Annotated in this window: 23 protein-coding genes; 11 read left to right on the top strand and 12 right to left on the bottom strand. The window is 68.1% G+C overall.

What is annotated here, in order from left to right:
• The first annotated feature begins 2 nt into the window (after positions 1-2).
• A complete protein-coding gene (locus tag FHS74_RS18705; RefSeq protein WP_184803396.1) occupies positions 3-914 on the top strand; it encodes a LysR family transcriptional regulator in 912 nt (303 codons plus the stop codon).
• Positions 915-994: 80 nt separating this feature from the next.
• Here FHS74_RS18705 and allB read toward each other — a convergent pair whose 3' ends face one another.
• Both allB and FHS74_RS18695 read right to left on the bottom strand, forming a co-directional pair.
• A complete protein-coding gene (allB, locus tag FHS74_RS18700) occupies positions 995-2,413 on the bottom strand; it encodes an allantoinase AllB (protein ID WP_184803394.1) in 1,419 nt (472 codons plus the stop codon).
• 143 nt (positions 2,414-2,556) lie between these two features.
• Positions 2,557-3,348 (bottom strand): SDR family NAD(P)-dependent oxidoreductase, encoded by a 792-nt coding sequence (locus FHS74_RS18695; protein ID WP_184803392.1) that lies wholly within the window; start codon positions 3,346-3,348, stop codon positions 2,557-2,559.
• A gap of 175 nt (positions 3,349-3,523) precedes the next feature.
• Here FHS74_RS18695 and FHS74_RS18690 point away from each other — a divergent pair, with 175 nt between their 5' ends.
• A complete protein-coding gene (locus FHS74_RS18690; protein ID WP_184803390.1) occupies positions 3,524-4,507 on the top strand; it encodes a LysR family transcriptional regulator in 984 nt (327 codons plus the stop codon).
• Here the strand turns inward: FHS74_RS18690 and FHS74_RS18685 are convergent.
• From FHS74_RS18685 to FHS74_RS18665, 5 genes are all read right to left on the bottom strand, one after another.
• A complete protein-coding gene (locus tag FHS74_RS18685) occupies positions 4,486-6,144 on the bottom strand; it encodes a hydantoinase B/oxoprolinase family protein (protein WP_184803388.1) in 1,659 nt (552 codons plus the stop codon). The genes FHS74_RS18690 and FHS74_RS18685 overlap by 22 nt on opposite strands.
• A complete protein-coding gene (locus FHS74_RS18680; RefSeq protein ID WP_184803387.1) occupies positions 6,141-8,255 on the bottom strand; it encodes a hydantoinase/oxoprolinase family protein in 2,115 nt (704 codons plus the stop codon). The genes FHS74_RS18685 and FHS74_RS18680 overlap by 4 nt, the downstream gene beginning before the upstream one ends.
• Positions 8,239-9,249 carry an isopenicillin N synthase family dioxygenase gene (locus tag FHS74_RS18675; RefSeq protein ID WP_184803385.1) on the bottom strand — a complete coding sequence of 337 codons (1,011 nt, stop codon included), beginning with the start codon at positions 9,247-9,249 and terminating at the stop codon, positions 8,239-8,241. The genes FHS74_RS18680 and FHS74_RS18675 overlap by 17 nt, the downstream gene beginning before the upstream one ends.
• Positions 9,250-9,573: 324 nt before the next feature.
• Entirely contained in the window at positions 9,574-9,876 is a 303-nt protein-coding gene (locus FHS74_RS18670) for a 2Fe-2S iron-sulfur cluster-binding protein (RefSeq protein ID WP_184803383.1), read from the bottom strand.
• Positions 9,877-9,946: 70 nt separating this feature from the next.
• Positions 9,947-11,221: an NAD(P)/FAD-dependent oxidoreductase gene (locus tag FHS74_RS18665; protein ID WP_184803381.1), complete on the bottom strand. Its 1,275-nt coding sequence runs from the start codon at positions 11,219-11,221 to the stop codon at positions 9,947-9,949.
• A gap of 193 nt (positions 11,222-11,414) precedes the next feature.
• On the opposite strand from FHS74_RS18665, the gene FHS74_RS18660 reads away from it, so the two are divergent.
• Genes FHS74_RS18660 through FHS74_RS18645 form a run of 4 tightly spaced genes read left to right on the top strand, consistent with a single transcriptional unit; the run spans position 11,415 to position 15,309 of the window.
• Entirely contained in the window at positions 11,415-12,197 is a 783-nt protein-coding gene (locus tag FHS74_RS18660; RefSeq protein ID WP_184803379.1) for an SDR family NAD(P)-dependent oxidoreductase, read from the top strand.
• 13 nt (positions 12,198-12,210) lie between these two features.
• A complete protein-coding gene (gene metC, locus FHS74_RS18655; RefSeq protein ID WP_184803377.1) occupies positions 12,211-13,407 on the top strand; it encodes a cystathionine beta-lyase in 1,197 nt (398 codons plus the stop codon).
• A 16-nt stretch (positions 13,408-13,423) separates the two neighbouring features.
• Positions 13,424-13,837 carry a DUF3830 family protein gene (locus FHS74_RS18650; protein WP_184803375.1) on the top strand — a complete coding sequence of 138 codons (414 nt, stop codon included), beginning with the start codon at positions 13,424-13,426 and terminating at the stop codon, positions 13,835-13,837.
• Positions 13,837-15,309 carry an aldehyde dehydrogenase family protein gene (locus FHS74_RS18645; RefSeq protein ID WP_184803373.1) on the top strand — a complete coding sequence of 491 codons (1,473 nt, stop codon included), beginning with the start codon at positions 13,837-13,839 and terminating at the stop codon, positions 15,307-15,309. The genes FHS74_RS18650 and FHS74_RS18645 overlap by 1 nt, the downstream gene beginning before the upstream one ends.
• 166 nt (positions 15,310-15,475) lie before the next feature.
• Here the strand turns inward: FHS74_RS18645 and FHS74_RS18640 are convergent, their stop codons facing one another.
• Positions 15,476-16,045, bottom strand: coding sequence for an LOG family protein (locus tag FHS74_RS18640; RefSeq protein WP_211106402.1), 570 nt, complete (start codon positions 16,043-16,045; stop codon positions 15,476-15,478).
• 322 nt (positions 16,046-16,367) lie between these two features.
• On the opposite strand from FHS74_RS18640, the gene FHS74_RS18635 reads away from it, so the two are divergent.
• The 4 genes from FHS74_RS18635 to FHS74_RS18620 all read left to right on the top strand — a co-directional run bounded on the left by FHS74_RS18635 (position 16,368) and on the right by FHS74_RS18620 (position 20,112).
• Complete coding sequence (locus tag FHS74_RS18635; protein ID WP_184803369.1) at positions 16,368-17,690, top strand: aromatic ring-hydroxylating dioxygenase subunit alpha; 1,323 nt, start codon at positions 16,368-16,370, stop codon at positions 17,688-17,690.
• Positions 17,624-19,129 (top strand): glutamine synthetase family protein, encoded by a 1,506-nt coding sequence (locus FHS74_RS18630; RefSeq protein ID WP_211106401.1) that lies wholly within the window; start codon positions 17,624-17,626, stop codon positions 19,127-19,129. Before FHS74_RS18635 ends, FHS74_RS18630 begins: the two co-directional genes overlap by 67 nt.
• Before the next feature lie 139 nt (positions 19,130-19,268).
• Positions 19,269-19,625: an ArsR/SmtB family transcription factor gene (locus FHS74_RS18625; protein WP_184803367.1), complete on the top strand. Its 357-nt coding sequence runs from the start codon at positions 19,269-19,271 to the stop codon at positions 19,623-19,625.
• The gene (locus FHS74_RS18620; RefSeq protein ID WP_184803365.1) at positions 19,609-20,112 is read left to right on the top strand and encodes an SRPBCC family protein; all 504 of its coding nucleotides are present in this window, start codon (positions 19,609-19,611) and stop codon (positions 20,110-20,112) included. Before FHS74_RS18625 ends, FHS74_RS18620 begins: the two co-directional genes overlap by 17 nt.
• Before the next feature lie 156 nt (positions 20,113-20,268).
• On the opposite strand, the gene FHS74_RS18615 is transcribed toward FHS74_RS18620, so the two are convergent.
• The 3 genes from FHS74_RS18615 to FHS74_RS18605 are packed head-to-tail and all read right to left on the bottom strand — an operon-like array spanning position 20,269 to position 22,760.
• Positions 20,269-21,054, bottom strand: coding sequence for an SDR family NAD(P)-dependent oxidoreductase (locus FHS74_RS18615; RefSeq protein ID WP_211106400.1), 786 nt, complete (start codon positions 21,052-21,054; stop codon positions 20,269-20,271).
• Between the two features lie 18 nt (positions 21,055-21,072).
• A complete protein-coding gene (locus FHS74_RS18610; protein ID WP_184803361.1) occupies positions 21,073-21,930 on the bottom strand; it encodes a phytanoyl-CoA dioxygenase family protein in 858 nt (285 codons plus the stop codon).
• Between the two features lie 2 nt (positions 21,931-21,932).
• Positions 21,933-22,760 (bottom strand): D-glutamate cyclase family protein, encoded by an 828-nt coding sequence (locus FHS74_RS18605; protein WP_211106399.1) that lies wholly within the window; start codon positions 22,758-22,760, stop codon positions 21,933-21,935.
• A gap of 136 nt (positions 22,761-22,896) precedes the next feature.
• Between FHS74_RS18605 and FHS74_RS18600 the strand changes: the two genes are divergently transcribed.
• Complete coding sequence (locus FHS74_RS18600; RefSeq protein ID WP_184803359.1) at positions 22,897-23,616, top strand: SDR family NAD(P)-dependent oxidoreductase; 720 nt, start codon at positions 22,897-22,899, stop codon at positions 23,614-23,616.
• Positions 23,617-23,620: 4 nt separating this feature from the next.
• Here FHS74_RS18600 and FHS74_RS18595 read toward each other — a convergent pair whose 3' ends face one another.
• Complete coding sequence (locus FHS74_RS18595) at positions 23,621-24,835, bottom strand: MFS transporter (protein WP_246463237.1); 1,215 nt, start codon at positions 24,833-24,835, stop codon at positions 23,621-23,623.
• Positions 24,836-24,932 lie beyond the last annotated feature (97 nt).

Genomic DNA, 24,932 nt, shown 5'->3' with positions numbered 1-24,932 from the left:
CCATGCGCTTCCGCCGTCTGGACCTGAACCTGTTGGTCGCTCTCGATGTGCTGCTGGAGGAACGCAGCGTCTCCCGCGCCGCCCATCGCCTGCACTTGAGCCAATCGGCCACAAGCGGGGCATTGGCCCGCCTACGGGCGTATTTCAATGATGAGATCATGGTGATGGTCGGCCGCACCATGACGCCAACACCCCTGGCCCAGGGCATGATGGAACCCGTGCGGGAGATCCTTGTCCGGGTGCGGAACGCCATCGAGGCGCGGCCGGCTTTCGATCCCGCCACCGCCCAGCGCCCGTTCCGCATCGCCGCGTCCGATTATGTGACCGAGGTGGTGCTGTCCCACGCCATCCGACGCTTGCGACACGACGCGCCAGACATCCGGTTCGACATCAGCGCCACCAGCGACGACATGGGCAACCGGCTGAATTGCGGCGATCTTGATTTGATCATTTCCCCGGAGGCCTACCTCGCCCCGGAGCAGCCAAGGGAAATTCTGTTCAAGGAAACCCATAGCTGTGTCGTCTGGATGGGCAACGGCGACATTCCCGAGCCCCTGACCTTTGAGCGATACCTGGAAATGACCCATGTGACGGTGATGATGGGTGGCAGACGTTCCGGCGCGTTTGAGCAGTGGTTCCTGAACCGCTTCGGGGCGGTCCGGAAAATCGCCGCCGTCGCGCCCGACTTCTCATCCGTCGCCTCCATCATCGTCGGCACGGATCTCATCACCACCATGCACACCCGCCTGGCTCGCCTTTATGCGCAATACATGCCGCTCCGCATCCTCCCCGTCCCCATCGAATTTCCTCCCCTCGTTGAGACGATGCAGTGGCATTCACAGTTGGAGCACGATGCCGGCATCCTGTGGCTCAGGAACTTCCTGAAAGAATGTGTGTCGGCGGAGGAACTCTGAACGGCTGACCGATCCGCGTGATCACCGGCCCCCACGCGCCTGTTGTTGCCAGTCTTGGCGATCTCGCAGTCACGAACCTCTTATCGACGGTTCTTCTTGACGATGGCCGCCGTGGTCGTCTCGACGTTGCGGGGCTTGGGCGTCGGCATCTGCTGGATACGGCGGACGTTGCGGCCGTGGCCCTTGGCCTCCGTGACGAGGGCGCCATCCCGCATGACGAAGCGGCCGCGAACCAGGGTATGCACCGGCGCGCCCTTGGCCGCATGGCCGTGGAAGGGGGTGCTGGAGCCCTTGGACTTCAACTTGGCCGAATCCACCTGGGTTTCCCGCTCCATGTCGATGACCACCAGGTCGGCGTCCGATCCGGGCAGCAGCGCGCCCTTGCGCGGGTAGAGGCCAAAGGCCTTGGCCGGTGCCAGCGAGGTCATGCGCACATAGTCGGTCAGCGCCAGGCGGCCGGCACCCACCTGGGTCAGCATCAGCGGCATCTGCGTCTGCACCCCGGTGAAGCCGCAATCCGTCGTCCAGATGTCGTCCTTGTGCTTTTCCTCATGCGAATGCGGGGCGTGGTCGGTGGCGATCATGTCGATGGTGCCGTCCTGCACGGCGGCCCACAGCTGGTCCTGGTGCGTCTTCTCGCGTACCGGCGGGTTCACGCGGATCAGCGACTTCTTTTCCGTGTAGGCCCGCTCATCCAACAGCAGGTAATGCGGACAGGTCTCCGCCGTGATGTCCACGCCCCGCGCCTTAGCCTCCCGCAGGGGGCGCAGTTCGTCACCGGAGGAGACGTGCAGGATGTGGATGCGGGCCCCGGTCCACTCCGCCAGGATGGCGGCGCGGGACACCGCCTCCGTCGCCACCACCGGCGGACGGGCGTCCAGGTGGGCCAGCGGGTCGCAGCGGCCGGCCTCCTTCAGCTTCTTGGAGCGCCGCGCCATGATGGAGGCGTTCTCGGCATGCAGGGCGATGCGGTAGCCGTGCTTGGCGACGATCTCGAAGCCTTCCAGGATGGCGCCGGTGGGCGGCGACGGCAGGTTGCCGAAAGTGTTGCCCATGAAGCACTTGAACCCGGCGACGCCGCCTTCGATCAGGGCCTCCAGCTCGGTCAGGTTCTCCTCACCCAGCAGGCCGTAGATGCCGAAGTCGACATAGGCTTGCTCGGCGGATTTCAGCTTGAGGTTCAGTGCCTCCACCGTGCCGGTGGGCGGATTGGTGTTGGGCATCTCGAACACGGTGGTGACACCCCCCATGGCGGCGCTGGCCGTCCCCGTCTCCCACGTTTCCTTGTGGGTGTAGCCGGGGTCACGGAAATGCACATGGGCGTCAATGGCACCGGGCAGGATGTACTTGCCCGAGGCGTCCACCACCTCAGTCGCCTCCGGCATTGCGTCGGCCGCGCCGATGGATAGGATCATGCCATCCTTGATGGCGATAGAGGCCTGGAACTGCGCGCTGTCGGTGACCAGCGTGGCGCCGTTGATGACGATGTCTGCCTTCATGATGCTTTTCCCAGGAATGATGCCGTTTGCTCTTACCGCCCTAGGACGCGACCGCGTCCGCCGGATGCCGAGCACCGCAGGGCGGAGCGAGGAAGCCAAGCGGCCGGATGGCCGCGCCCGGCGATTGAGGGGATTTTTAAAAGCTAAAGCGCAGCCCAGCCGCCGTCGACCGGCAGGTCGACACCCGTGATCTGCTTGGAAACGTCTGAGGCCAGGAACAGGCAGGCGGCGGCCACGTCCCGGGCGGTGCTGATGCGGCGCAGCGCGTATTCGGCCGCGTGCTCCGCGATCACCTCCTCCTCCGTCAGGCCGCGCGCCTTGGCCATGGCCGGCATGACCTTGGTGCGGAAGCGCGGGCCGTCCACCATGCCGGGGGCGACGATGTTGACGTTGATGTTGTGGGGCCCGGCCTCGATCGCCGTGGACTTGGTGATGCCGCGCAGGCCCCACTTGGACGCGGAATAGGCCATGCGCCCGGCGCGGCCGCGCAGGCCAAAGGTGCCGCCGACATTGACGATCTTGCCATAGCGGCGCGCGATCATGCCTGGCAGCACGGCGCGCATGGTGTTGAAGCAGCCGGTCATGTTGAGGCGGATGATCTCATCGAAGGCCTCCGGCGTGGTCTCCCAGGCGGTGGTGCCCACCGGGCCGGTACCGCCGGCCACGTTGACCAGAACGTCCACCTGGCCGAACGCCGCCACCGTTGCCGAAACGGCGGCGTCGCATTGCGCGGCGTCCAGCACATCGCACGACAGCACCAGCGCGCGTACGCCCTGCCCTTCTATTTTCGCCGCCAATTCGGTCAGCGGCGCCATGTCCCTGCCCAAAATCGCAATATCCGCCCCCTCTTCCGCAAAAGAAAGACAGATTTCCGGCCCCATGCCTTTGCCGGCCCCCGTGACAAGAATCTTCTTTCCTTTAAGGAACAGATCCATTTCATTCCTCTATATTGCTTCAGGCGGCTATGGATATTTGATCAATTTTAGGTCAATCTGGGAACACAAGATCGGAAGGTCAGTGCCCCACCCCGTTGACATTAAAGATATGCCGTTGCCGCAGTTGTGCTAAAGCTGGGGTGCGGCGTAGCCCAAAAACGAACAGGGACCCGTCATGGCTCTGCGTAATCAGCGAATTTGGCTCTACATCAACGAAGTCGCCCGCATCGGATCGGTGCGCCAGGCGGCGGAACGCCTGAACGTCACGCCGTCCGCCCTGCTGCGGCGCATCCAGGACGTGGAACACGACCTGGGCGCCCCGATCTTCGAGCGGCATTCCTCCGGTGTCCGCCTGACGGCGGCGGGTGAGGTGCTGATCCGCTGGATCCGGTCGCAGTCGGCGGAGCTGCGCCGCGTCTATTCGGAAATCGAGGAGCTGGCCGGGCTGCAGCGCGGCGAAATCCGGCTGGCCTGCAGCCAGGCCGTCGCGCGCGGCTTCGTGCTGCGCCAGGTCGCCGCCTTCCGCAAGAAGCACCCCAACGTGCGCTTCAAGATCACGGTCACGGATCATTCCACGGCCATGCGCCAGCTGACCGCGTTCGAGATCGACCTGGTGCTGATCTTCCGGCCGCTGCGGCATCCGGAACTGCACCCGATCATGTCGATCGGCCAGGGCCTGGTCGCCATCATGAACGCCAACCACCCGCTGGCCGCCAAGGAGGTGGTCCGCCTGCGCGAATGCGCCGAATATGAAACCGCCATGCCGGAATCATCCTTCGGCGGGCGGGAGATCATTGAAAGCCGGCTGGCCGCCAGTTCCGCCAAGCTGTCGATCGGGGTGGAATCCAACAGCTTCGACCTGCTGGGCGACCTTGTCGCGGTGTCCGACCTGATCGCCTTCCAGATCGACATCGGCGCGGATCTGTGGCGCAACGATCCGCGCTACGCGGTGCGCCGGATCAGCGACCTGGACCGCACCTACGGGCCGATGGTGCTGGGCCAGTTGAAGGGGCGGCCCCTGCCCCTGGCCGCCGCGAAGTTCGCCGAGCAGATGGCCCGGGAACTCCACGACTGCCGCTCGCTGCCCACCCTGGGGGACTTTTATCCGGACGACGAGGATAAGGTGTCGTACGACGATCAGGTGGCGCCGCCCCCGTAATCACGGGCGGCGGCTTCGGCCGACACGAAGCCCTCTTCCACATCATGGGCCACCAGGGCGGCCGCGCGCCTGGCCGGCGCGCCCAGGCCGGCACCCCCGGGGATGTCCAGCACCAGCCGGTCCCCGGCGGGGATGGACTGCAGCCCCTTGGCCTGTATCGCCGTGCCGGAGCCCAGACGCACAACCCCGCGCGAGCCGTCGCCGCCGCCATCACGCCCCTGGGCGGGATGGTCCACACGCTCGAACATGGCCAGCACCTCGAAGGCGCTGTCGTCGCGCATGGCGACCTCCACCCGCTGACCCAGGCCGCCCCGCCGTTCACCGACGCCACCGCTGTCGGTCAGCAGTTCCTTGCGCCAGATGACGATGGGGGCGCTGTTCTCCGTGATCTCCACCGGCATGGCGCGCACGCCGCTGGGAAAGGCGGTGCCGGACAGGCCGTCCTGCCGGGGGCGGGCGCCGGAACCGCCGCTGTTGAAGAAGATGGCGTCGAAGCTCTCGCCGGCGCCCGGAGCATCAGCCGGCTGGCGCCCGCGCAGCTGCACGCTCCACAGGCAGGAGCTGCCCTCGGCCGGCACCCGCTCCGGGATGGCCTGGGACAGGCAGCCGAAGACCACGTCGGGCAGCATCTGGCCGATGACATGCCGCGCGGCGACGGGCCAGGGACGCTGGACGTTGAGGATGGACCCCTCCGGCGCCACCACCTCGAACGGCAGCAGCGCGCCATAGTTGTTCGGCACCTCCGGTGAAACCACACAGCGCAGGCCGAAGATGGTGTAGGCGCGGCAGTAGTTGAGCACGACGTTGATGCCGCGCGGCACGCAGGCGTCGGTCCCGTCATAGTCGACCAGGATGCGGTCGCCGGCGATGGTCAGGCGGGCGCGCAGGGTGATGGGGTGGTCATAGCCGTCGATGACCAGGCTGCTGCTCCAGCTGCCTTGCGGCAGCTTGGCGATCTCCGCCCGCGTGGCCGCCAGCGACCGGGCGACGATGTAGTCCGCCACGCCCGCCAAATCCTCCAGGCGGAACTCGGCCAGCATGGCGCTGAGCCGGCGGGAGGCAGCCTCGTTGCTGGAGATGTAGGACAGCACGTCGCCCCGCACCTGCAACGGCGTGCGCACGTTCAGGCAGAGGATGTCCAGCAAATCCTGGTTCAGCACACCCCGGCTGGCCAGTTTCAGCAGGGGGATCTGCAAGCCCTCCTCGAAGACCGAACGGCCGTCCGGCCCCTGCCCCAGACCGCCGATGTCGACCTGGTGGCAGCAGACGCCGAACAGGCCAACAATCCGCCCCCGGTGGAAGGCCGGGGACAGCACGGTCACGTCATGCAGATGGCCGGCGGTCAGCCAGGGATCGTTGGTGATGAAGTGGTCCCCCTCCGCCATCGTCGTCACGGGGAACTTGGCCAGGAAATGCCGCACACCGGCGGCCATGGAGTTGACGTGGCCCGGCGTGCCGGTCACGGCCTCCGCGATCAGCCGCCCGTCCAGATCGAACAAGGCGGCCGACAGGTCGCCGGCGTCGCGCACCGTGGTGGAAAAGGCGGTGCGCATCAGGGTCTGGGCCTGTTCCTCGACGATGGAGATCAGCCGGGTCCAGATCACCTGGGTGCGCAGTTCGTTCAGCGCTGCCGTCATAGCGATACACTTTCCTCACGCCGGGTCAGGACGAGGTAGCCGTTGGCGTCCATCCAGGCATCGAAACGGGGCGAAACCACCGTCGTGGTCTCGCGCTCAGTGATCAGGGCCGGGCCCTTGACCCGGTCGCCCGGCCGCATGGCCTCACGCCGCACCAGGGCGAACGGCAACGCCATCCCGCTATCGGGGTCGACGACGTTCCGCCGCTCCGTGACCTCCAGGTCACGGATGGCCATCACCGCCGGCGTGTCCTTGGGCTTCCACGCGGGCGAGCCGATGGTGACCCGCCAGGTCAGCATCTCGATGGGCAGGTCCAGGGTGACACCGCCGTACTGCGTGCGGTAGGCCGTCTCGAACGCGGCGCGTAGCAAGGTGGCATCATCAGCGCCCAGGCGCCGGGCCGGAATCTCGAACGGGATCTCATAGCCCTGGCCCTTGTAACGGGCGAGGCAGGTGCGCCGCTCCGCCTGGGGGGCGCCGGGCGCGCCGGCCTCCACCAACGCGCGGGCCTCCGCCGCCATGCCATCCAGCAGGGCATTCAGGCGGTCGAAATCCACCTGGTCCAGCAGCATGGTCAGGCTGCGCGCCATCTCATAGGACACAGGCGCCCGCAGGAAACCGATGGCGGAGCCCACGCCGGCGCCGGACGGGATGATGACCTCGCGGATGCCCAGCTTCTCGGCGAAGCGCGCGGCATGCAGGGGTGCTGCGCCACCAAAGGCGATCAGGCTGCGGTCGTCCAGGGTCATGCCCTGTTCCACCGCGTGGACGCGGGCCGCACTGGCCATGGTCTCATCCACGATCTCGCTGACGCCGATGGCCAGCGTCTCCGCCTTGCCGTCCCAGATGCTCAAGGACGCCAGAGCCGTGGCGGACGCGCCCGCGTCCAGCGTGACCTTGCCGCCGGCGAAGCGCGAGGGATCGATGCGTCCCAACGCGATGTCCGCGTCCGTCACCGTGGGCCGGATGCCGCCCCGGCCATAGGCCGCCGGCCCCGGTTCCGAACCGGCGCTGTGCGGGCCCACGGCCAGGCGGCCGGCATTGTCGACCGCGGCGATGGAGCCGCCGCCGGCCCCGATCTCCACCATCTCCACCACCGGGATGCGCAGGGGCAGGCCGCTGCCCTTGCGGAAGCGATGGGCGCGGCCGACCTCGAACACCTGCGACGTCTGCGGCGTGCCGTCATTGATCAGGCAGATCTTGGCGGTGGTGCCGCCCACGTCCAGGGCCACCACCTGGGCCACGCCCCGCTCCGCCGCCACCGAGGCTGCGAAGATGGCGCCGCCAGCGGGACCGCTTTCCACCAGCCGCACGGGATAGCGCGCGGCGGCGTCGACGGTGGTGAGGCCGCCGGACGACAGCATCAGGTACAGCGGGCAGGCGATGCCCATGGCCTTCAGCTTGTCGTCCAACCGGCGCAGATAGGCATCGACCAGGGGCTGGACATAGGCGTTCGCGACCGTGGTCGAGAACCGCTCATACTCCCGCATCTCGGGCGAGACCTCGGAGGACAGCGACAGGCTGACACCCGGCATTTCCGCCGCCAGGATCTCCGCCGCCCGCCGCTCGTGCGCGTCGTTCACATAGCTGTGCAGGAAGGCGACGGCGACGCTGCGGATGCCCTGCGACCGCCACTGGGCGGCGGCGGCGCGCACGGCCCCCTCGTCCAGCGGCACCAGCACCTCGCCCCGCGCGTCCACGCGTTCCGGCACGCCGACACGGCGAGCGCGGGCCACCAGCGGCGCCGGCCGTTCCATGCCGATGTCGTACTGGTCGAAGCGGCTTTCGCTGCCCAGCGCCAGAACGTCGCGGAAACCTTCGGTGGTCAGCAGGGCGGTGGGCACGCCGCGCCGCTCGATCAGGGCGTTGGTCGCCAGGGTGGTGCCGTGCACCACCAGCGACACGTCCTGTGGCGCCACGCCGGCCTCCTCCAGCAACAGCCGCACGCCGTCCAGCAGGGCGCGTTCCGGCGCGTCGTAGGTGGTCAGCAGCTTGGTGGAATGCCGGCGGTCCCCCACCTCCAGCACGATGTCGGTGAAGGTGCCGCCGATGTCGGCGCCAATGCGCGCCTCCTTGGGCACGGACAGGCTGCGCTCAGTTGTAGATGTCATGGGGATTCTTGGACAGCGTGGAATAGAAGCGGGCCAGATGGTCGGCGACACGCACAGGCTTGTACTTCGGCGCGTCGTCGGCCAGCAGCTCAGGCAGTGGCGCCACCACCACGTCGCGGTCGGGATTGGCGAAATACGGCACGGAGAAGCGCCGCGCGCCGCCCCGGTTGCGCACGCGGTGGTAGTTGGACAGGAAGCGTCCGTTGGACCACCACATCATCATGTCACCGACATTGATGGTGAAGGCGCCCGGCACCGGCGGGGCCTGGATCCACACGCCGTCGCGGCGCTTCACTTCCAGTCCGCCAACATCCTGCTGCGCCAGGACGGTGAAGGGCCCCTCATCCGTGTGGGCCACCATGTTGGACACCTCGTCCCGCGCGTCCATGGGCAGCTGGGGGTAATAGTTCAGGCTGAGCTGCGACGCCGGGTGCTGGAAGCAATCATCGAACCGATCCTCCGCCACCCCCAGGCCCAGCGCGAAGGCGCGCAGCAGTTCGCGGGAGAAGGACAGCATGGCGGCGAGATAGGCCTCGGCCGCGTCCTTGAAGGCCGGCAGGTGCTCGGGCCAGCGGTTCAGCTTGTCGAAGATGTCGGCATGCTGCATGTCGCGTGGGTCAGCCGGCCATTCGTGTTGCAGGCGGTACTGCTCGAACATGCGGGTGTTGCGCGACAGGGGCTGGGCCTCCGGGGCCGGGATCCAGCCCCGGTACCATTCCGGCGTGGCCATCGCGGTGCGGCGGCCCGCCTTGTCCAGGGAGAAGAAGGCATCGGCCTGGCTGAAGATGGCGTCAACGGTGGCCTGCGGCACGCCGTGGCCGGACAGGTAGAAGAAGCCGATCTCCTCGCAGGCGTGGGCGATGCGGGCGGCGACCTCGCGGCGCGCCTGGGCATCTCCCGTCAGGAAGGGCGCGAAATCGATCAAGGGTACTTCATCCAGGGAAATGGCGCTGGCGGCGGCGATGTCGTCCGCGCTGCGTTCGCTTCTGCTCATTCCAATCTCCGTGACTCTTATTCCATGTGGCATTTGATCGGGATCGATCAAATGCCCCCTCAATCGTCGGGCGCCCGCGTCCGCGGCCTTGGGCTTCCTCAGTTTCCAGTAGACTGCGTTCTTCCGGAAACTTCCGGTGGACGCGGTCGCGTCCCACAGCGGCAAAAGTCCCATGCCGCTGGTGCGGGCCGGTTCCCTATGATGATTACGGCAACGCCCAGGGCCTAAGCGGTGCTTTTTCCTGATGGCGCCGTGGCCGAATGTTCAGTGTCGCCACATAGGAGCCCGCATGGGTTGTCCTGGCCGGGGCAGCCTTCGCGCCGTTCAATCCTCTGGTGCGATCTCCACCCGCAAACCGTCATGATCGGCCGTCAGGGTGATCTGGCAGGACAGCCGGGAATTGTCCCGCCGGTGCGCGGTGCCCGACAATAAATCGTCCTCCTCCTCCGTGGGCGGGGAGGCCGGCTCGACATAGACATGGCAGGTGGCGCAGGAGCAACAGCCGCCACACATGGCCAGCAGTTCGTCGAAGCCCTGGTCGCGCAGCCCCTCCATCAGGGTCACGCCCGTTTCCATGTCGACGGCGCGGCCCGTGCCGTCCCGGGTGACTACGGTGATGATCGGCATGCTGTCCTTGATCCTTGACGTAGATTACGTGTTCCCTGGGCGCCGGGCGCCAGCATCCGCTGGCTTGGCCTCATCCGGCGGACAACAGCGCCGCGACCTCTTTTAACGGAATGTTGGCATCGGCGAGCAGGGTGGGCTCGCAGCGCACGGCCCCCTCCACCAGGGCGCGACCCTGGGTGTAGTCGCGGGCGGCGTTGACGCAGTCCAGCGCCACCACCCGGCCGGCACGGCAATAGACGACGGAGAAGGACCGCGCCGCCGGATCGCCCCGCAGCACCGCCGCGTCATGGCCGGCCGACAGGCCCACCGTCTGCAGCTTCAGATCATACTGGTTGGACCAGAACCATGGCACGGCCCGGTAGGGCTCCGCCGTGCCGGTCAACCCCTTGGCCACGATGATGGCCATGTCGGTGGCGTTCTGCACGGACTCCAGGCGGATATACCGGCCCTGGGCGTAGGTGCTGGGGTGCAGGGCGCAATCGCCGATGGCGTGGATGTCGGGTAGGGAGGTGTGGCCGTAGGCGTCGACCTTGACGCCGTCGCCCCCCTCCGCCCCCGCCGCCAGCAGCGGGCCGGCCGCCGGCACCAGGCCGATCCCCGCCACCACCATCTGCGCCGGGATCATTTCGCCATCGAAAAGACGTACCGCCGCCACCCGCCGGCCATCGCCGACAATGCCGTCCAGCCGCGCGCCCAGGCGCACGTCAACACCCTGTGCCCTGTGTTCGGCCTCATAGAAGCGGGACAGCGCCTCCCCCGCCACGCGGGCCAGCAGGCGGGTCTGCTGCTCCAGCAAGACGACGCGTTTGCCGGCGGCACGCAGCACGGCGGCGGCCTCCAACCCGACATAGCCGCCGCCGACCACCACGACCTGCTCCACCGCCGGCAGCTCCGCCCGCATGCGGTCGACGTCCGCCCTGGTGCGCACGGTGTGGACACCGGCGAGGTGGGCCCCGACGCAGTCCAGCCGGCGGGCATGGCCGCCCGCCGCCCAGATCAACTGGCCATAGCCGAAGATGGCACCGTCGTCCGTGGTCACGGTATGGGCCGCCGGGTCCACCGCCACCACCCGCCGCCTGGGCAGCAGGGTGATCCCCCGCGCCTCCCAGAAGGCCGGCGGGCGGATGAGCAGGCGCTCGAACGGCTTGGCACCGGACAAATAGTCCTTGGACAAGGGCGGGCGCTCATAGGGCAACTCCGGCTCCTCCCCCATCAGGGCGATGCTTCCGGTGTGGCCGCGCTGGCGCAGGGTGATGGCCGCCTGGGCGCCGCCATGGCCGGCGCCAACGATCAGGACGTCGTGGTGCCTTTCGCCCGCAGGCGGGCGAACGCCTGTGTCGCTCATTCCCAATCTCTCCCGTGATACCCTGTGCGCCGGTCTCAAGTCCCTCAGGCGCTGGGTCCCGTTGATGATTACGGCAACGCAAGAGGCCCAAGCGGTGCTTTTTTCTACCGCCGCCGTGGACAAATGATCACTTTCGGACGGGCCCCGCGCGCATTAGTCATCCAAGGGATAACTGAGCTTTCAGGTCAGGCGCATGGAACAGGCTTTATCAGGCAAGACAGCTTTGGTGACCGGCGGAACCCGGGGCCTGGGCCTGACCCTGGCCCGCACCCTGGCGCAGGCCGGCTGCGCCGTCGCCGTCATCGGGCGCGATGCCCAGGCGGGGGCCGCGGCCGTGGCCAGCCTGACGGCCGGTGGCGACACGGCCCTGGCCATCAGCGCCGATGTGACGGATGAGGCGGCCATGCGCGCCGCCGTGATAGAAGTGGAGATGGCGCTGGGTCCCCTGGACATCGCCGTCTGCGCCGCCGGCGTCAGTTCACCCAAGGCACCGATCTGGCAGATGGGTGCCGCCACGTATCGTCATTGCTTCGACACCAACGTGCTGGGCGTGCTGAACGGCATGACGGCCGCCCTGCCCGGCATGGTCGCGCGCGGCACCGGCCGGGTGGTGGTCATCGGCGGCACCTATGGCCACAAGGGGGTGGCGGGCTTTTCCGTCTACGCCTCGTCCAAATGGGCACTGCGCGGCCTGGTGCGATCCGCCGCCCTGGACGTCGCCCCGCATGGCGTCACCATCAACATGATCTCCCCCGGCGGGGTGGATGGCGAGCGCCTGCGCCGCCTGTTCCGCCAGTCGGCCGAGGCCAATGGCGAGGCGCCCGACGCGCCGCTGAAGCGCTTCACGGCCGGCACCGCCCTGCGCCGGTTGGTGAGCGAAGACGACATCGCCGCCGCCATGCTGCATTTGCTAGGGCCTGGCGGGCGGATGATGACCGGCCAGGACATCGTGGTCGATGCCGGCATGGTGGTTTAAGGAGACTTCTTACATGACCGATTTGACCGGCTTCCGGCGCGAGACGCAGATCCTGCACGCGGGGCGCGACCCCAAGGCCAACCACGGCGTGGTGAACCCGCCCGTCTATCATTGCTCCACCGTGCTGTTCGACAGCGTCGAGGCGTTGCTGGAAACCCGGCGGGACCGCGCGTCCGGCGCGTATGTCGGCTTCACCTACGGCCGTGAGGGGACGGAGACCACGCGCGCCTTCGAGGACGCGGTGACCCTGCTGGAAGGCGGCTACCGCGCCGTCACCACCTCCTGCGGCCTGGGCGCCATCTGCGCGGCGCTGACCGCCTTCCTCTCGGCCGGCGACCATCTGCTGATCGTCGACAGCCTGTACGGGCCGGCCCGCGCCTTCTGCGAGGATTTCCTGCGCAAGTTCGGGGTGGAGATCACCTACTACCGCCCCACCGTGAGTGCGGGCATCGAGGCGTTGTTCCAGCCCAACACCAAGGTGGTCTACCTGGAATCCCCCGGTTCCCTGACGTTCGAGATGACGGACGTGCCGGCCATCACCACGCTGTGCCGGGCGCGGGGCATCAAGACCATCATGGACAACACCTGGGCCTCGCCCGTGTGCTTCCGCCCACTGGAACATGGCGTGGACGTTTCCATCAACGCCGCCACCAAGTACATCTCCGGCCATTCCGACCTGATGCTGGGCATCGCCGTCTGCACGGAAGAAGCCTTCATCCCCGTGAAGAAGACGGCGTCGGGCTCCGGCTATTGCGGCGGGCCGGACGATGTCTACATGGCCTTGCGCGGCCTGCGTACCCTGGGCCTGCGCATGAAGCGGCACCAGGAGTCAGCGCTGCGCGTCGCCCAGTGGCTGCAACAGCGGCCCGAGGTGGCGCGGGTGATGTACCCGGCCTTGCCCGACGATCCCGGCCACGCCATCTGGAAGCGCGACTACGATGGCGCCTCCGGCCTGTTCGGCGTGGTGCTGAACGCCTGCACCGACACGCAGTTCGCCGCCATGCTGGACCATATGGACCTGTTCAAGCTGGGCTACAGCTGGGGCGGCTATGAAAGCCTGGTGGTGCCGACATATCCGTCGGACCTACGCTCCGCCGTGACGTGGGAGGCGCCGGGCCCCTCCCTGCGCCTGCATGTCGGACTGGAAGATCCCGACGACCTGATCGCCGACCTGGAACGCGGCTTCAATCGCCTGGCCGCCGCGACCTGATACGAGGAAGAATCCCATGAGCCTTATCGACATCAGCGCCGGCGAGTTCCGCTTCGTCGCCAAACTTGAGGAACAACTGGCGCCCGTCACCTGCGCCCGGTTCCGCACCATGCTGCCCTATGCGGAAAAGCTGATCCACGTGCGCTGGAGTGGCGAGGGCTGCTGGATTCCCATGGGCGACAACCCCTATGACCTGCCGTGGGAGAACGCGACCCGCCACCCCGCGCCCGGGCAGTTCATCTTCTATCCCGGCGGCTACAGCGAGACGGAAATCCTGCTAGCCTATGGCGGCGTCGCCTTCGCCAGCAAGCTGGGCCCCCTGGCCGGCAACCACTTCCTGACCGTTGTCGAGGGTACCGAGCAGCTGCCCCTGCTGGGCCGCAAGGTCCTGTGGGAGGGCGCCCAACCCATCACCTTCACGGCCCGCTGATGACGACCCATCCCTTCCTGGACGGTAAGTCCAAGGCCCTGTTCATCGGCGGCCGCTGGCAAGATGCCGTCGCTGGCGCCACGTTCGAGACGCGCAACCCCGCCAACGGCCAGTTGCTGACCACCATCGCACGCGGTGGTGCGACCGACGTGGACGCCGCCGTGACAGCGGCACGCGCGGCGTTCGAGACCGGGGCATGGCCGCGTTTCTCCCCATCCGAGCGGCAAGGCCTGCTGCTGCGCCTGGCCGGCCTGCTGGAACGGGACGCGGAGGATTTCGCCCGCATCGATACGCTGGAGATGGGATCGCCCATCCGCCACACCCGTGGCAGCGTGGCCCTGCTGGTCGACCTGTTGCGCTACTACGCCGGCATGGCGCGGGGGATAGAGGGGGTGACGGCCCAGACCGCCGACCCCGCCATGTTCGCCTGCACGCTGAGGGAACCGGTGGGCGTCTGCGGCGCCATCATCCCGTGGAACGGCCCGCTGTGGGCATCCGTCCTGAAGCTGGGCCCCGTACTGGCCACCGGCTGCACCCTGGTGCTGAAGCCGGCGGAGGACGCCTCCCTGGCGCCGCTGATGCTGGCGCGTCTGGCGGAGGAGGCCGGCGTGCCGCCGGGCGTGTTCAACGTCGTCACCGGCTTTGGAACGGAAGCGGGGGCTGCGCTGGCGGCCCATCCTGGCCTCGACAAGCTGGCCTTCACCGGGTCCGACGCCACCGGGCGGGCCATCGCCGCCATCGCGGGCGCCAACCTGACCCGGCTGTCGCTGGAGCTGGGCGGCAAGTCGCCCAACATCGTCTTCGCCGACGCCGACCTTGAGGCGGCCGCCCGCACCGCCGTCATCGCCGCCTTCGCCAATTCCGGCCAGGTGTGCAGCGCCGGCACCCGCCTGTTCGTGGAACAGTCCGTCCACCGCGAATTCGCGGAACAGGTGGCACGCGTCGCGGCCACCTTGCGCATCGGCGACGGCATGGACCCCGCGACCGACCTGGGCCCCCTGGTCAGCGCCCGGCAGTTGGATCGCGTCGACCGGCACATGGACGATGCCCGCGCGGCCGGCGCCACCGCCATCAGCGGCGGCGCCCGCCTGACCGGCGCGGGCTATGACCAGGGCTTCTTCTTCCCGCCCACCGTCCTGGTGGACGCCCAAGACGACATGCGCGCGGTGCGGGAGGAGATATTCGGCCCCATCCTGGCCACCCTGCCCTTCACCAGCGAGGACGAGGTGATCACCCGCGCCAACGCCACGCCCTTCGGCCTGGGTGCCGGCATCTGGACCCGCGACGTGGGCCGTGCCCACCGCCTGGGCCGGCGGCTGCGGGCAGGGTCCGTCTGGGTCAATTGCTACAACGCCATCGACCCGGCCATGCCCTCGGGCGGCATGAAGGCCAGCGGTTACGGCCGTGAATACGGCCGAGCGCATCTGGACGAGCATCTGGAGAATAAATCTCTTTGGATATCCACGCGCTGAGCGCGTGGATATCTCGGGTTCCCTCAAACGCCGGGCGCGACCATCCGGTCGCTTGGCTTGTCCTCGATTTCCAGTCCGCTTTCGGCTCCCCAGAAATCTCCGGCGCCCGCAGTCGCGGGCTACAGCGGCATGAGGTTTCTCATGCCGCTGGTTTGAGGTAACCGGCTTACAGCCACTTGGCGACGGTGGGCTTCTGGAAGACTAGCAGCTGGTCGATCAGGCCGTCGGCGTCGGGCGCCAAAGCAATACCGGCGCGGTGTTCGGCCGGCAGAAAGCGTTGGGCGATCATGGTGTCGACGAAGGCCATGAAGGCGTCGAAATAGCCGCCGACATTCAGCAGGCCCACCGGCTTGTCCACGTCGCCCAGCTGGTTCAGGGTCCAGGCCTCCATGAACTCCTCGGTCGTGCCGATGCCGCCCGGCAGGGCGATGCAGGCGTCGGCCAAGGTCAGCATCCGCTCCTTGCGCGCCCGCATGCCGTCCACAATCTCATGCAGGCTGAGCGTCGGGTGCAAATGGTCCTTTTCAAACAGGCGGCGGGTGATGACGCCATGCACATGCCCGCCCTTCGCCAGCGCGGCGTCGGCCAGGATGCCCATCAGCCCCTTGTGGGTGCCGCCATAGACGATGCCGATGCCCCGGCGCGCCAACGTGGCCCCCAAATGGGCGGCGGCATCCTTGAACGCGTCCCCCAGCCCAGTGTTCGAGCCGCAGAAAATCGCGATCTTCTTGACCATGCGCGGTGCCGCGGCTGAAGTGTCTGAAATCATGACAGAAAATGTCCCATTTAGGCCCAATCCGCTGAAGAATAGTCCATGGCCGCGGGGATGTACAACGTGGCGGCTTGTTTGTTTTGGCACCGCCGTGGCGCCGTTTAGGCAACGGCCCCGCCGGGGGCTGCGGTGCATACTTATAGAAAATCACGCGGGCGCTTGACGCCACGCGGTTATTGGCACGGGTCCCGCTAAGTCCACATTCCCCCAACAAGCCGCCGCGCGCGATGACGACCGCGCGGCGGTCAAGGCCGCCTTGCGCACAAGGAAGAACAGGAGCAACCGCATGACTCCCGAACAGAACGCGCTGATCACCCGGTCAGGCCCCGACACGCCGCTGGGCAAACTGCTGCGCCGTTATTGGCAGCCGGTGGCCCTGATCGAAGAGCTGCAAAGCCCCCGCCCCGCCAAGGCGGTGCGCGCGCTGGGGCAAGACCTGGTGCTGTTCCGGGATGAGGCCGGGCGCCTGGGCCTGCTGGACCGCGACTGCCCCCACCGCAACGCCGACCTGGCCTTCGGCCGGCTGGAGGGCGGCGGCCTGCGCTGCCTGTTCCATGGCTGGCTGTTCGACGTCAACGGCAACTGCCTTGAAACACCGGGGGAGCCCACGGGCAGCAAGCTGTGCACCCGCATCCATCAGCGGGCCTACCCGGTGGTGGAGAAGAGCGGCATGATCTTCGGCTATCTGGGCGAGGGCGAGGCGCCGGCCTTCCCGGACCTGGACTGCTTCATCGCCCCGGACAGCCATGTCTTCGCCTTCAAGGGCTTCCTGGACTGTAACTGGCTGCAGGCGCTGGAGGTGGGCATCGACCCCGCCCACGCCAGCTTCCTGCACCGCTTCTTTGAGGATGAGGACGCGGCCACCAGCTACGGCCGGCAATTCCGCGCCCAGTCCGCCGATAGCGACATGACCATGACGCAGGTCCTGCGGGAATATGAGAACCCGGACATCAGCGTGGAGAAGACCGACATCGGCCTGCGCCTGACCTCCTTGCGCACGCTGAACACCGGCGACACCCATGTCCGCGTCACCAACCTGATGTTCCCCCAGGCCTTCGTCATCCCCCTGTCCGAGACGATGACCATCACCCAGTGGCATGTGCCTATCGACGATGTCAGCTGCTATTGGTACGCCGCCTTCACCGGCTTCGCCGAGGCGGTGGACAAGGAGGAGATGCGCCGGCAGCGGCTGCAACTCTACACCTTGCCCGACTACAAGCCGCGTCTGGGCCGCCACAACGACTATGGCTATGACGTGGTGGAGCAGTGCCGCCGCACCTACACCGGCATGGGCGAGGACATCAACGTCCATGACCAGTGGGCGGTGGAAAGCCAAGGCCGCATCCAGGACCGCACGCGGGAACATCTGGGCACCACAGACAAGGCCATCGTCGCCTACCGCATGCTGCTGATGAGCCAAATCCGCAAGGTGGAACAGGGCGAGGCCCCGCTGCTGGCGCTGGATGCCGCCGCTGCGGCCGGTGTCACCGGGCCCGCCACCGTCGACGGTGTGGCCAAGGCGGGTGAGGACATCCAGGCCTATTGGCACCGCACAGACGCCCGCCGCCGGGCATCGGCGCCCTGGGCGGCGATGAAGGCGACGGCGTGATGCCCGCCTTCATCGAACGCCACGGCCTATGGAATGACGACCAGCGGCGACAGGCGGCGGAGGTGCTGGCGCGTATCACGGCCGAGAACGTGCACCAGCTGCGCCTGTCCTTCCCGGACCTGCACGGCCTGCTGCGCGGCAAGACGCTGCTGCCCGGCGCCGTGCCGGGCGCGATGCGCGACGGCTGCGCCATCACCTCCACCCTGCTGCTGAAGGACACGGCCCACCGCACGGTGGTGCCGGTGTTCACGGCTGGGGCCGGCATCGGCAACGCCGACCTGCAGGGCGGCGGCGACGTGGTCATGGTGCCCGACCCCGCCACCTTTCGCCACCTGCCCTGGGCGCCCGGCACCGCCTGGATGATGTGCGACCTCTACCACGCCGATGGCCGGCCGGTGGCCCTGTCCACCCGGCGGATCGCGCAGGCGGCGGCGGCGCGGCTGGCCGACCGCGGCTTCGACTATGTCAGCGGGCTGGAGGTGGAATTCCACCTGACCCGGCTGGTCGACCCCAAGCTGGCACCCGCCGATTCCGGCCAGCCTGGCACACCGCCGGAGGTCACCCTGCTGCACCAGGGCTACGCCTATCTGACCGAACAGCGCTTCGACCAGATCGAGCCGGTGCTGGACATCCTGCGGCGCGACTGCCTGGCCCTGGGCCTGCCCCTGCATTCGCTGGAGCTGGAGTTCGGGCCCAGCCAGTGCGAGTTCGTGTTCAGCCCCGGCAACGGCATCCAGCCGGCCGACGACATGATCCTGTTCCGCAACGCGGTGAAGCAGATCGCCCGGCGCCACGGCTACCACGCCAGCTTCATGTGCCGGCCGCAGCTGCCCAACGCCATGTCCAGCGGCTGGCATCTGCACCAGTCGCTGCGCGATCGGGCCACCGGCGCCAACGCCTTCGCTGATACCGAGGGTCGGCCCGCCCTGTCCCGGACCGGCCGCCAGTTCCTGGCCGGCCTGCTGCGGGGGGCCGCCGCCGCCACGCCCTTCAGCACCCCCACCATCAACGGCTACAAGCGGTATCGCGCCAACAGCCTGGCGCCTGACCGGGTGGCCTGGGGGGAGGACAACCGCGGCGCCCTGCTGCGCGTGCTGGCCCGGGGGGAGCCGGGGGCCACCCGCATCGAGAACCGCATCGGGGAGCCGGCGGCCAACCCCTACCTCTACCTGGCGTCCCAGATGCTGACCGGCCTCGCCGGCATCGAGGCCGGGGAAGAACCGCCGCCCGCCGTCGACAGCCCCTACATGGCCGAGGCCGAGGCCCTACCCACCAGCCTGGAAACCGCCCTGGGCCTCTTGGACGGCAGCGCCTTGCTGCGCCAAGGCTTCGGCGATGATTTCGTCGATCACTTCCTGATGATCAAACGCGCGGAGGTCGCCCGCTACAACAGCACGGTGACCGACTGGGAACACCGCGAATACTTCGATCTGTTCTGAAGTTCCCATCCATTCCGGAAGGAAGCGCCCCGGCCGGCTGGTCGGGGCGTTTTCTTTGCTGGCGCCGGCTGCCCGCGAGCGGACTCACGGCGGTCGGGACCGCTTGCGTTTCCTGTGAGCAGGCCATACACTGAACCAAATGGTTCAGTATTTAGATCTTCCCCTCGACCTCTCGTTCGCGGCGCTGTCCGATGCCACCCGCCGTGGGATCATCGAACGGCTTGGGCGCGGGGCCGCGTCGATCACCAGTCTGGCCGATCAGTTCCAGATGACACTGACCGGCATGAAGAAGCACATCCAGGTTCTCGAGCGGGCGGGGCTGGTGGTCACGTGGAAGGTCGGACGGGTGAGGACCTGCACGCTGGGCAACCGTGGCCTCTCGGCGGAGGCCGCGTGGATCGAGACGCATCGCAAGCTCTTCGAGGCCCGCTTCGACGCGTTGGACGACATCATCAGCGAAATGAAACAGGAGGGCGGCGATGACTCAGCACGTTGAGGGCGCCGGTGGCGCGCGGAACCCTACCTCGGTCGAGCGCAGGGGTGATCGCGAACTGGTCGTGACCCGGATATTCGATGCGCCGCCGAGCACGGTTTACAAGGCGTGGAGCCAACCGGCGCTGTTCCAGCGCTGGTGGGTGCCTAAATCGGTACCCGGCATCTCGCTGGTTGCGTGCGATATGGACGTCCGCACCGGGGGGAAGTATCGGCTGGAATTCGCCGCGGGCGGTACGGACACCATGGCCTTCTATGGCAAGTATCTTGAGGTGGTGCCGAACGAACGCATCGTCTGGACCAACGACGAAGGCGAAGAGGGCGCGATCACGACCGTGACCTTCGAGGATCTGGGCGGCAGGACGCTGCTGACTTTCCACGAAGCCTATCCGTCCAAGGAGGCGCTTGAGGAAGCGCTCCAGGGCTCGGCGGCGGCATTGCCGGAGCAACTGGAGCAGCTCGGCGACGTGCTTACCGGCATGGGCGGGTAAGATACACCCGTTGGACAAGCGCGATACCAGCGGCACGAGATTTGACCCGTGCCGCTGTGGCTCGCGACCGCAGGCGCCGGAGCATACCAGGGGGCATCAGCGGACTGGAATGCGAGGATAGCCAAGGGGCCGATGCCCCACCGGCGCCTGAGACCGTTATAAAGTCGCCCCGCCGTCGATGACCAGTTCCTGGCCGGTGATGTTGCGCCCGCCGGGCCCCACCAGGTACAGGACCATGGCGACGATGTCGGAGGGCTCGCTGGGCCGACCGAGCGGAATGCCCATGTTGGCGACGTAGCGGGTCAGCGCCTCATCCTCGCTGACGCCATCCTGCTCCGCCCGGGCCCGCCAGGCGGCCTTCATGCGGGGCACGGCGACGGGACCGGGGGCGATGTAGTTCACCGTGACGCCGTCGGGCCCAGCCTCCAGCGCGGCGCTGCGCGACAGGCCGCGCAGGCCCCATTTGGAGGCGCTGTAGCTGGACCGGCCGGCGCGGCCGCGCATGCCGTGGTTGCCGCCGATGTTGACGACGCGCCCGCCCTTGGCCGCCCGCATGATGGGAAGCAGGCGCGACAGCACGATAAAGGGTGCCCGCAGGTTGGTGGCGATGACGTTGTCGAAGTCCGCCACGCTGAATTCACCGATAGGTGGCGACAAGGGGCCGGTGGTGCCGGCGGCGTTCACCACCACGTCCACCCGGCCGCCCGACCATTCCAGGAACCGGGTCATCGCCTGGTCCAGCGCCGTCGCGTCGCGCACGTCCACGGTCAGGACCAATGCGTCAGCCCCCTGCCCCCGCAGTTGACCGGCCAGTTCCTCCAGCGCTTCCGTCCGGCGGCCGGTGATGGCCACGTCATGGCCGGCGGCACCCAGCGCCAGGGCGATCTCACTGCCGGTGCCCGCACTGGCGCCCGTGACCAGGGCGATGGGCCGTTCACGCATCGTCCCGTGGGCGCCCACTTACATCGCCTCCGCGAAATAGCGGCGGTTGGATTCCGCCTGGATCTTGTAGATCGAGCTGCCGGCGCGCGACGGGAACGGCAGCTTCACGTAATTCTGCTCGAACCGCACCTCGCTGGTCGAGGGGCCGGCGACGATGCGGCTCTCATACTCATCCCAGTCCAGCTTGTAGAACAGGGGGAAGGCGTCGCTGGCGGCGTATTCGTAGAAGAGAATGCGGCGCGACTGACCGGAGCGATTGACGCTGGAGCCGTGCAAGGTCATGGGGTGGTGGAAGCTGACGGTGCCCGGCGGGCCGGCCAGCAGGGCCGCCTTGTCCAGCGCGACCTGGCCGACATCGACGGCGCCGGCGAAATAGCCTTCCTCGTCATGGTGGTCCAGCAAGGGACCCTTGTGGCTGCCGGGAATGACCTGCATGGCGCCGTTCTCGGCCCAGGCGCCGTCCAGCATGATGGAGGCCACACAGGTGGACATGTTGGTGTGGGGCGCGAAGGCCCAGTCCTGATGCCATTCCAGCGCGGCGCCGCCGTTGGCCGCCTTCATGTTCATCTTGGTGTGGTTCAGGCGGATGTTGGGGCCGATCAGCCGGTTCAGGACGTCCACGATCTTGGGGTGGCCCGCCAGGCGCGCATAGAAGGGATCGATGCGGTTGGGCTTCTTGATGCGCTGGATGGTGCGCTTGCCGTTAGCGTCCTGGTCGAAGTCGAACCAGGAATCGTCGGCGACGCTGTCGGCGGCGCGCGCCTCGATCCGCGCGGTCAGCTCCAGCAACTCATCCAGGACCGGACCGGCCAGCAATCCCGGCATAACGGCATAGCCGTGGGTTTCATAGTGGGAGACGACTTCGTCGACGTTCATCCTCAATCTTCCTTTGGCAAAGGCAGGTCGGTGACGACCATGTGCGCCTTGTAGTGCGTGATGCAGAGCGGCAGGCGGGCGGCGCGGGCGGCGATCTGCCCGGTGGCGCCGCAGGCCCAGAAAACGGGAACCTCGTCAGGGTTGAGCCGGGTCAGCCCGTGGCCGCCGTAGCTTCGCCCCAAATCCTCAATGCCCAGGTCGCCGGGCAAGCCCAGCGACACCGGCGCGCCATGGAAGGCGGGATGACGGGCCGACAGGAGTGTGGCCTTGATGGCGTCCGCCGGGCGCAAAGCCCGCATCGACACCACCAGCTTGCCCCCGAAGGGCCCAACCGGCACCGTGTCGCGGTCGGTCACGTACATGGCCGACACATCGCCCTCGTCCAGGTGGCGCAGGCGCACGCCATGGCGCTGCAACAGCGCCTCGAAAGAAAAGGAACAGCCCAGGACGAAGGCCACCAAGTCGTCGCGCCAGGCGGCGCTGGCATCGGCCGGCGTGTCCACCAGCTCCCCGTCGCGGAAGACCATGTAGCCGCCGGTATCGCGGGCGATGTCCATGTCCTGGGCCAGCGCCGGTATGGTCCGTTCACCCGGCGCGCTGCGGCCCAGGATGGGCAGCGCCTGGGCGTTGGCGTGGCAGTAGGCCTCGAACGCGTCGGCATATTCCGCCGGGACGGCGACCAGGTTGCCCTGCACCACGGTACGCGCGACCAGGTTGGTGAAGCCGGTGAACCGGCCCTCCCGTATGGCCCGGCGCACGGACACCGGATCGTCGGGATCGAAAGGACCGGGCACACCGGCCGTCGCGTCAGGATGTGGCATCACGTTCATGGCGCGATCATATCCAGGGTGGGCGTTGCCGGGAGTTGCTATTTTTTGCCCCGGCCGTTGCCGAAGCGGCCCTGTGCCTGGCCCCGCGCGCGGGTGTGTGGTGGAGCCGGCATCGAACAACGGGGGAAAGCGGACCATGGCGCGCATCTTGATCATCGGCGGTTCGGCCGGCCTGGGACGGACGGTGGCGCAGGCCTGCAAGGCCGACGGCGACTGGGTCGCCATGGCGGATGGCGCGGCCGATACATCCGGCCCCTGGGACCTGTACATCCCCATCAACCCCGCCGATCCCGAGGCGGGCGCCCTGGCGGTCGATGCCGTGCGCGCCGACCGGCCGGCCCTGGACGCGGTGGTCGTGGCGGCATCCCTGGTGCAGGCGGCCCCGGTGGGCCAATGGACGGCGGCGATGTGGGATGAGGCGGCGGCGGTCAACCTGCGCCTGCCCTTCCTGGCGGCGCAGGCGGCGCTGGAGCCGCTGAGCGCCTCCCCCCAAGCCAGTATCGTCTTCGTCTCCTCCACCGCCACGCTGCGGGGGCAACCGCATACCCACGCCTATCAGGCCACCAAAGCCGGCCTGACCAGCCTGGTCCGCAGCCTGGCGGCGGAATTGGGCCCCCGGGGCATCCGGGTGAACGTGGCGCTGGTCGGATGGGTGGACACGCCGCAGACTCGGGCGTTCTGGTCGGCGCAAGACCATGCGGACACCATGCGCCGGGCCGTGGATGACCGCATCCCCCTGCGCCGCCATGGCCGGGCCGAGGAAGCGTCCGCCCTGATCCGCTACCTGCTCTCCCCCGCCGCGTCCTATATCACCGGCGCCATGATCCCGGTGGACGGTGGCGATACGGCGGTTTAAGCGCTCAAGGGGCGGGAACCGCCGGCACCACCCGGCGACGCGCCCCCACGATGCCGGGCAACGCGACCAAGGCCACGGCCAAGCCGGCGAGGGCTATGGCCACGTAGCCGCCCCAGGCCGATGACGCGAAGTAAATGGTGGGCGTGAGGAAAGAGGCCAGGGAGACGAACTGGTTGACCGTGCCCGCCACCGTGCCGCCGCCCAGCGCCGGCCCCGCGACCAGCGGCATGGCGGCCATACAGACGCCCGACAGGGCGCCGAAGGTGAACAGCCAGCCCATCAGCCCCGCCACCGCCAACGGCAACGGGCTGCCGGGGAAGAACAGCAGGAACTGCGCCACCATCCCCACCCCCACCATGAGGGTGAACAGGATTCGAGGCGGGAAGTCGCGGGCCAGCAGGGTGCCGGTGATGGTTCCCCCCAGCAGGACGGCCGCGATCTTGGCCACCGCCACGATGCTGGCGGACGCGGCCAGGGACACGCCATGCACCTTGGCCAGGTATGTCGCGGCCACCAGGCTGGTGCCGTAGGAGATCATGCTGGGCATGGCGGCGCTGACCGCCAGTTGCAGGACATCACGCCGGCGCAGGGCGCCGAACAACCGGGCGACCTGTTGCCGGACGGGCAGGCCATCGGCCTTGCGCGGCGGCACCTGCGGCAGGAACACGGTGCCCACACAGCACAGCAGCATGAAGGCGCCGTGCAGCGCCGGCGCCAGGCGCCAGTCGGCCGCCGTGGTGAACGGCGCCGCCACCAGCAGGCCCAGGGAGAAGCCGACCGGCGCATAGGTCGACCACAAGGCCATGGCCTTGGTGCGGGTGGCGCCGTCCAGACCGCCCATCAGCATCGCCGCCCCGCCGTTCAGCACGCCCACGTAGCCCATACCGGCCAGCAGCACGCCGACATCCAGCAGCCAGAGGTCGCGCGCCAGGAAGACGACGGTGTCGGCGACCGCCAGGACGGGGGCGGCCAGCCCCAGCGCCCGGCGCGGCCCGATGCGATCGACGATGCCGCCGCCCACCATGGCCATGATCGCGGCGGGCAGGGAAAACAGCGCGATGGTCAGGCCGATGGCGGCCGCCGGAGCCTGAAGGTCGGCGGTGATGCGCAAGGTCAAGGGCGAGAGGATACCCACCAGCGACATGCTGCCCAGGCCGATGCCGTACACCACCAGGACCGTCAGGCGCTTCCACCCGCCCTCTTTCACCGCTGTCCCCATGATCACGCCGCTCTCCCGCTTGGCTTCAAGGGCTTAAGACTGGGCCGCCGACGCCGTGTAGGCAAGACGGGTGCGGGATTAGCACCGGGCCGTTCAC

It is taken from the genome of Nitrospirillum iridis (assembly GCF_014205765.1).
Lineage (GTDB): Bacteria > Pseudomonadota > Alphaproteobacteria > Azospirillales > Azospirillaceae > Nitrospirillum > Nitrospirillum iridis.
Note: the sequence above shows the minus strand (reverse complement) of the source record. Positions and strands in the feature narration are given on the sequence as shown.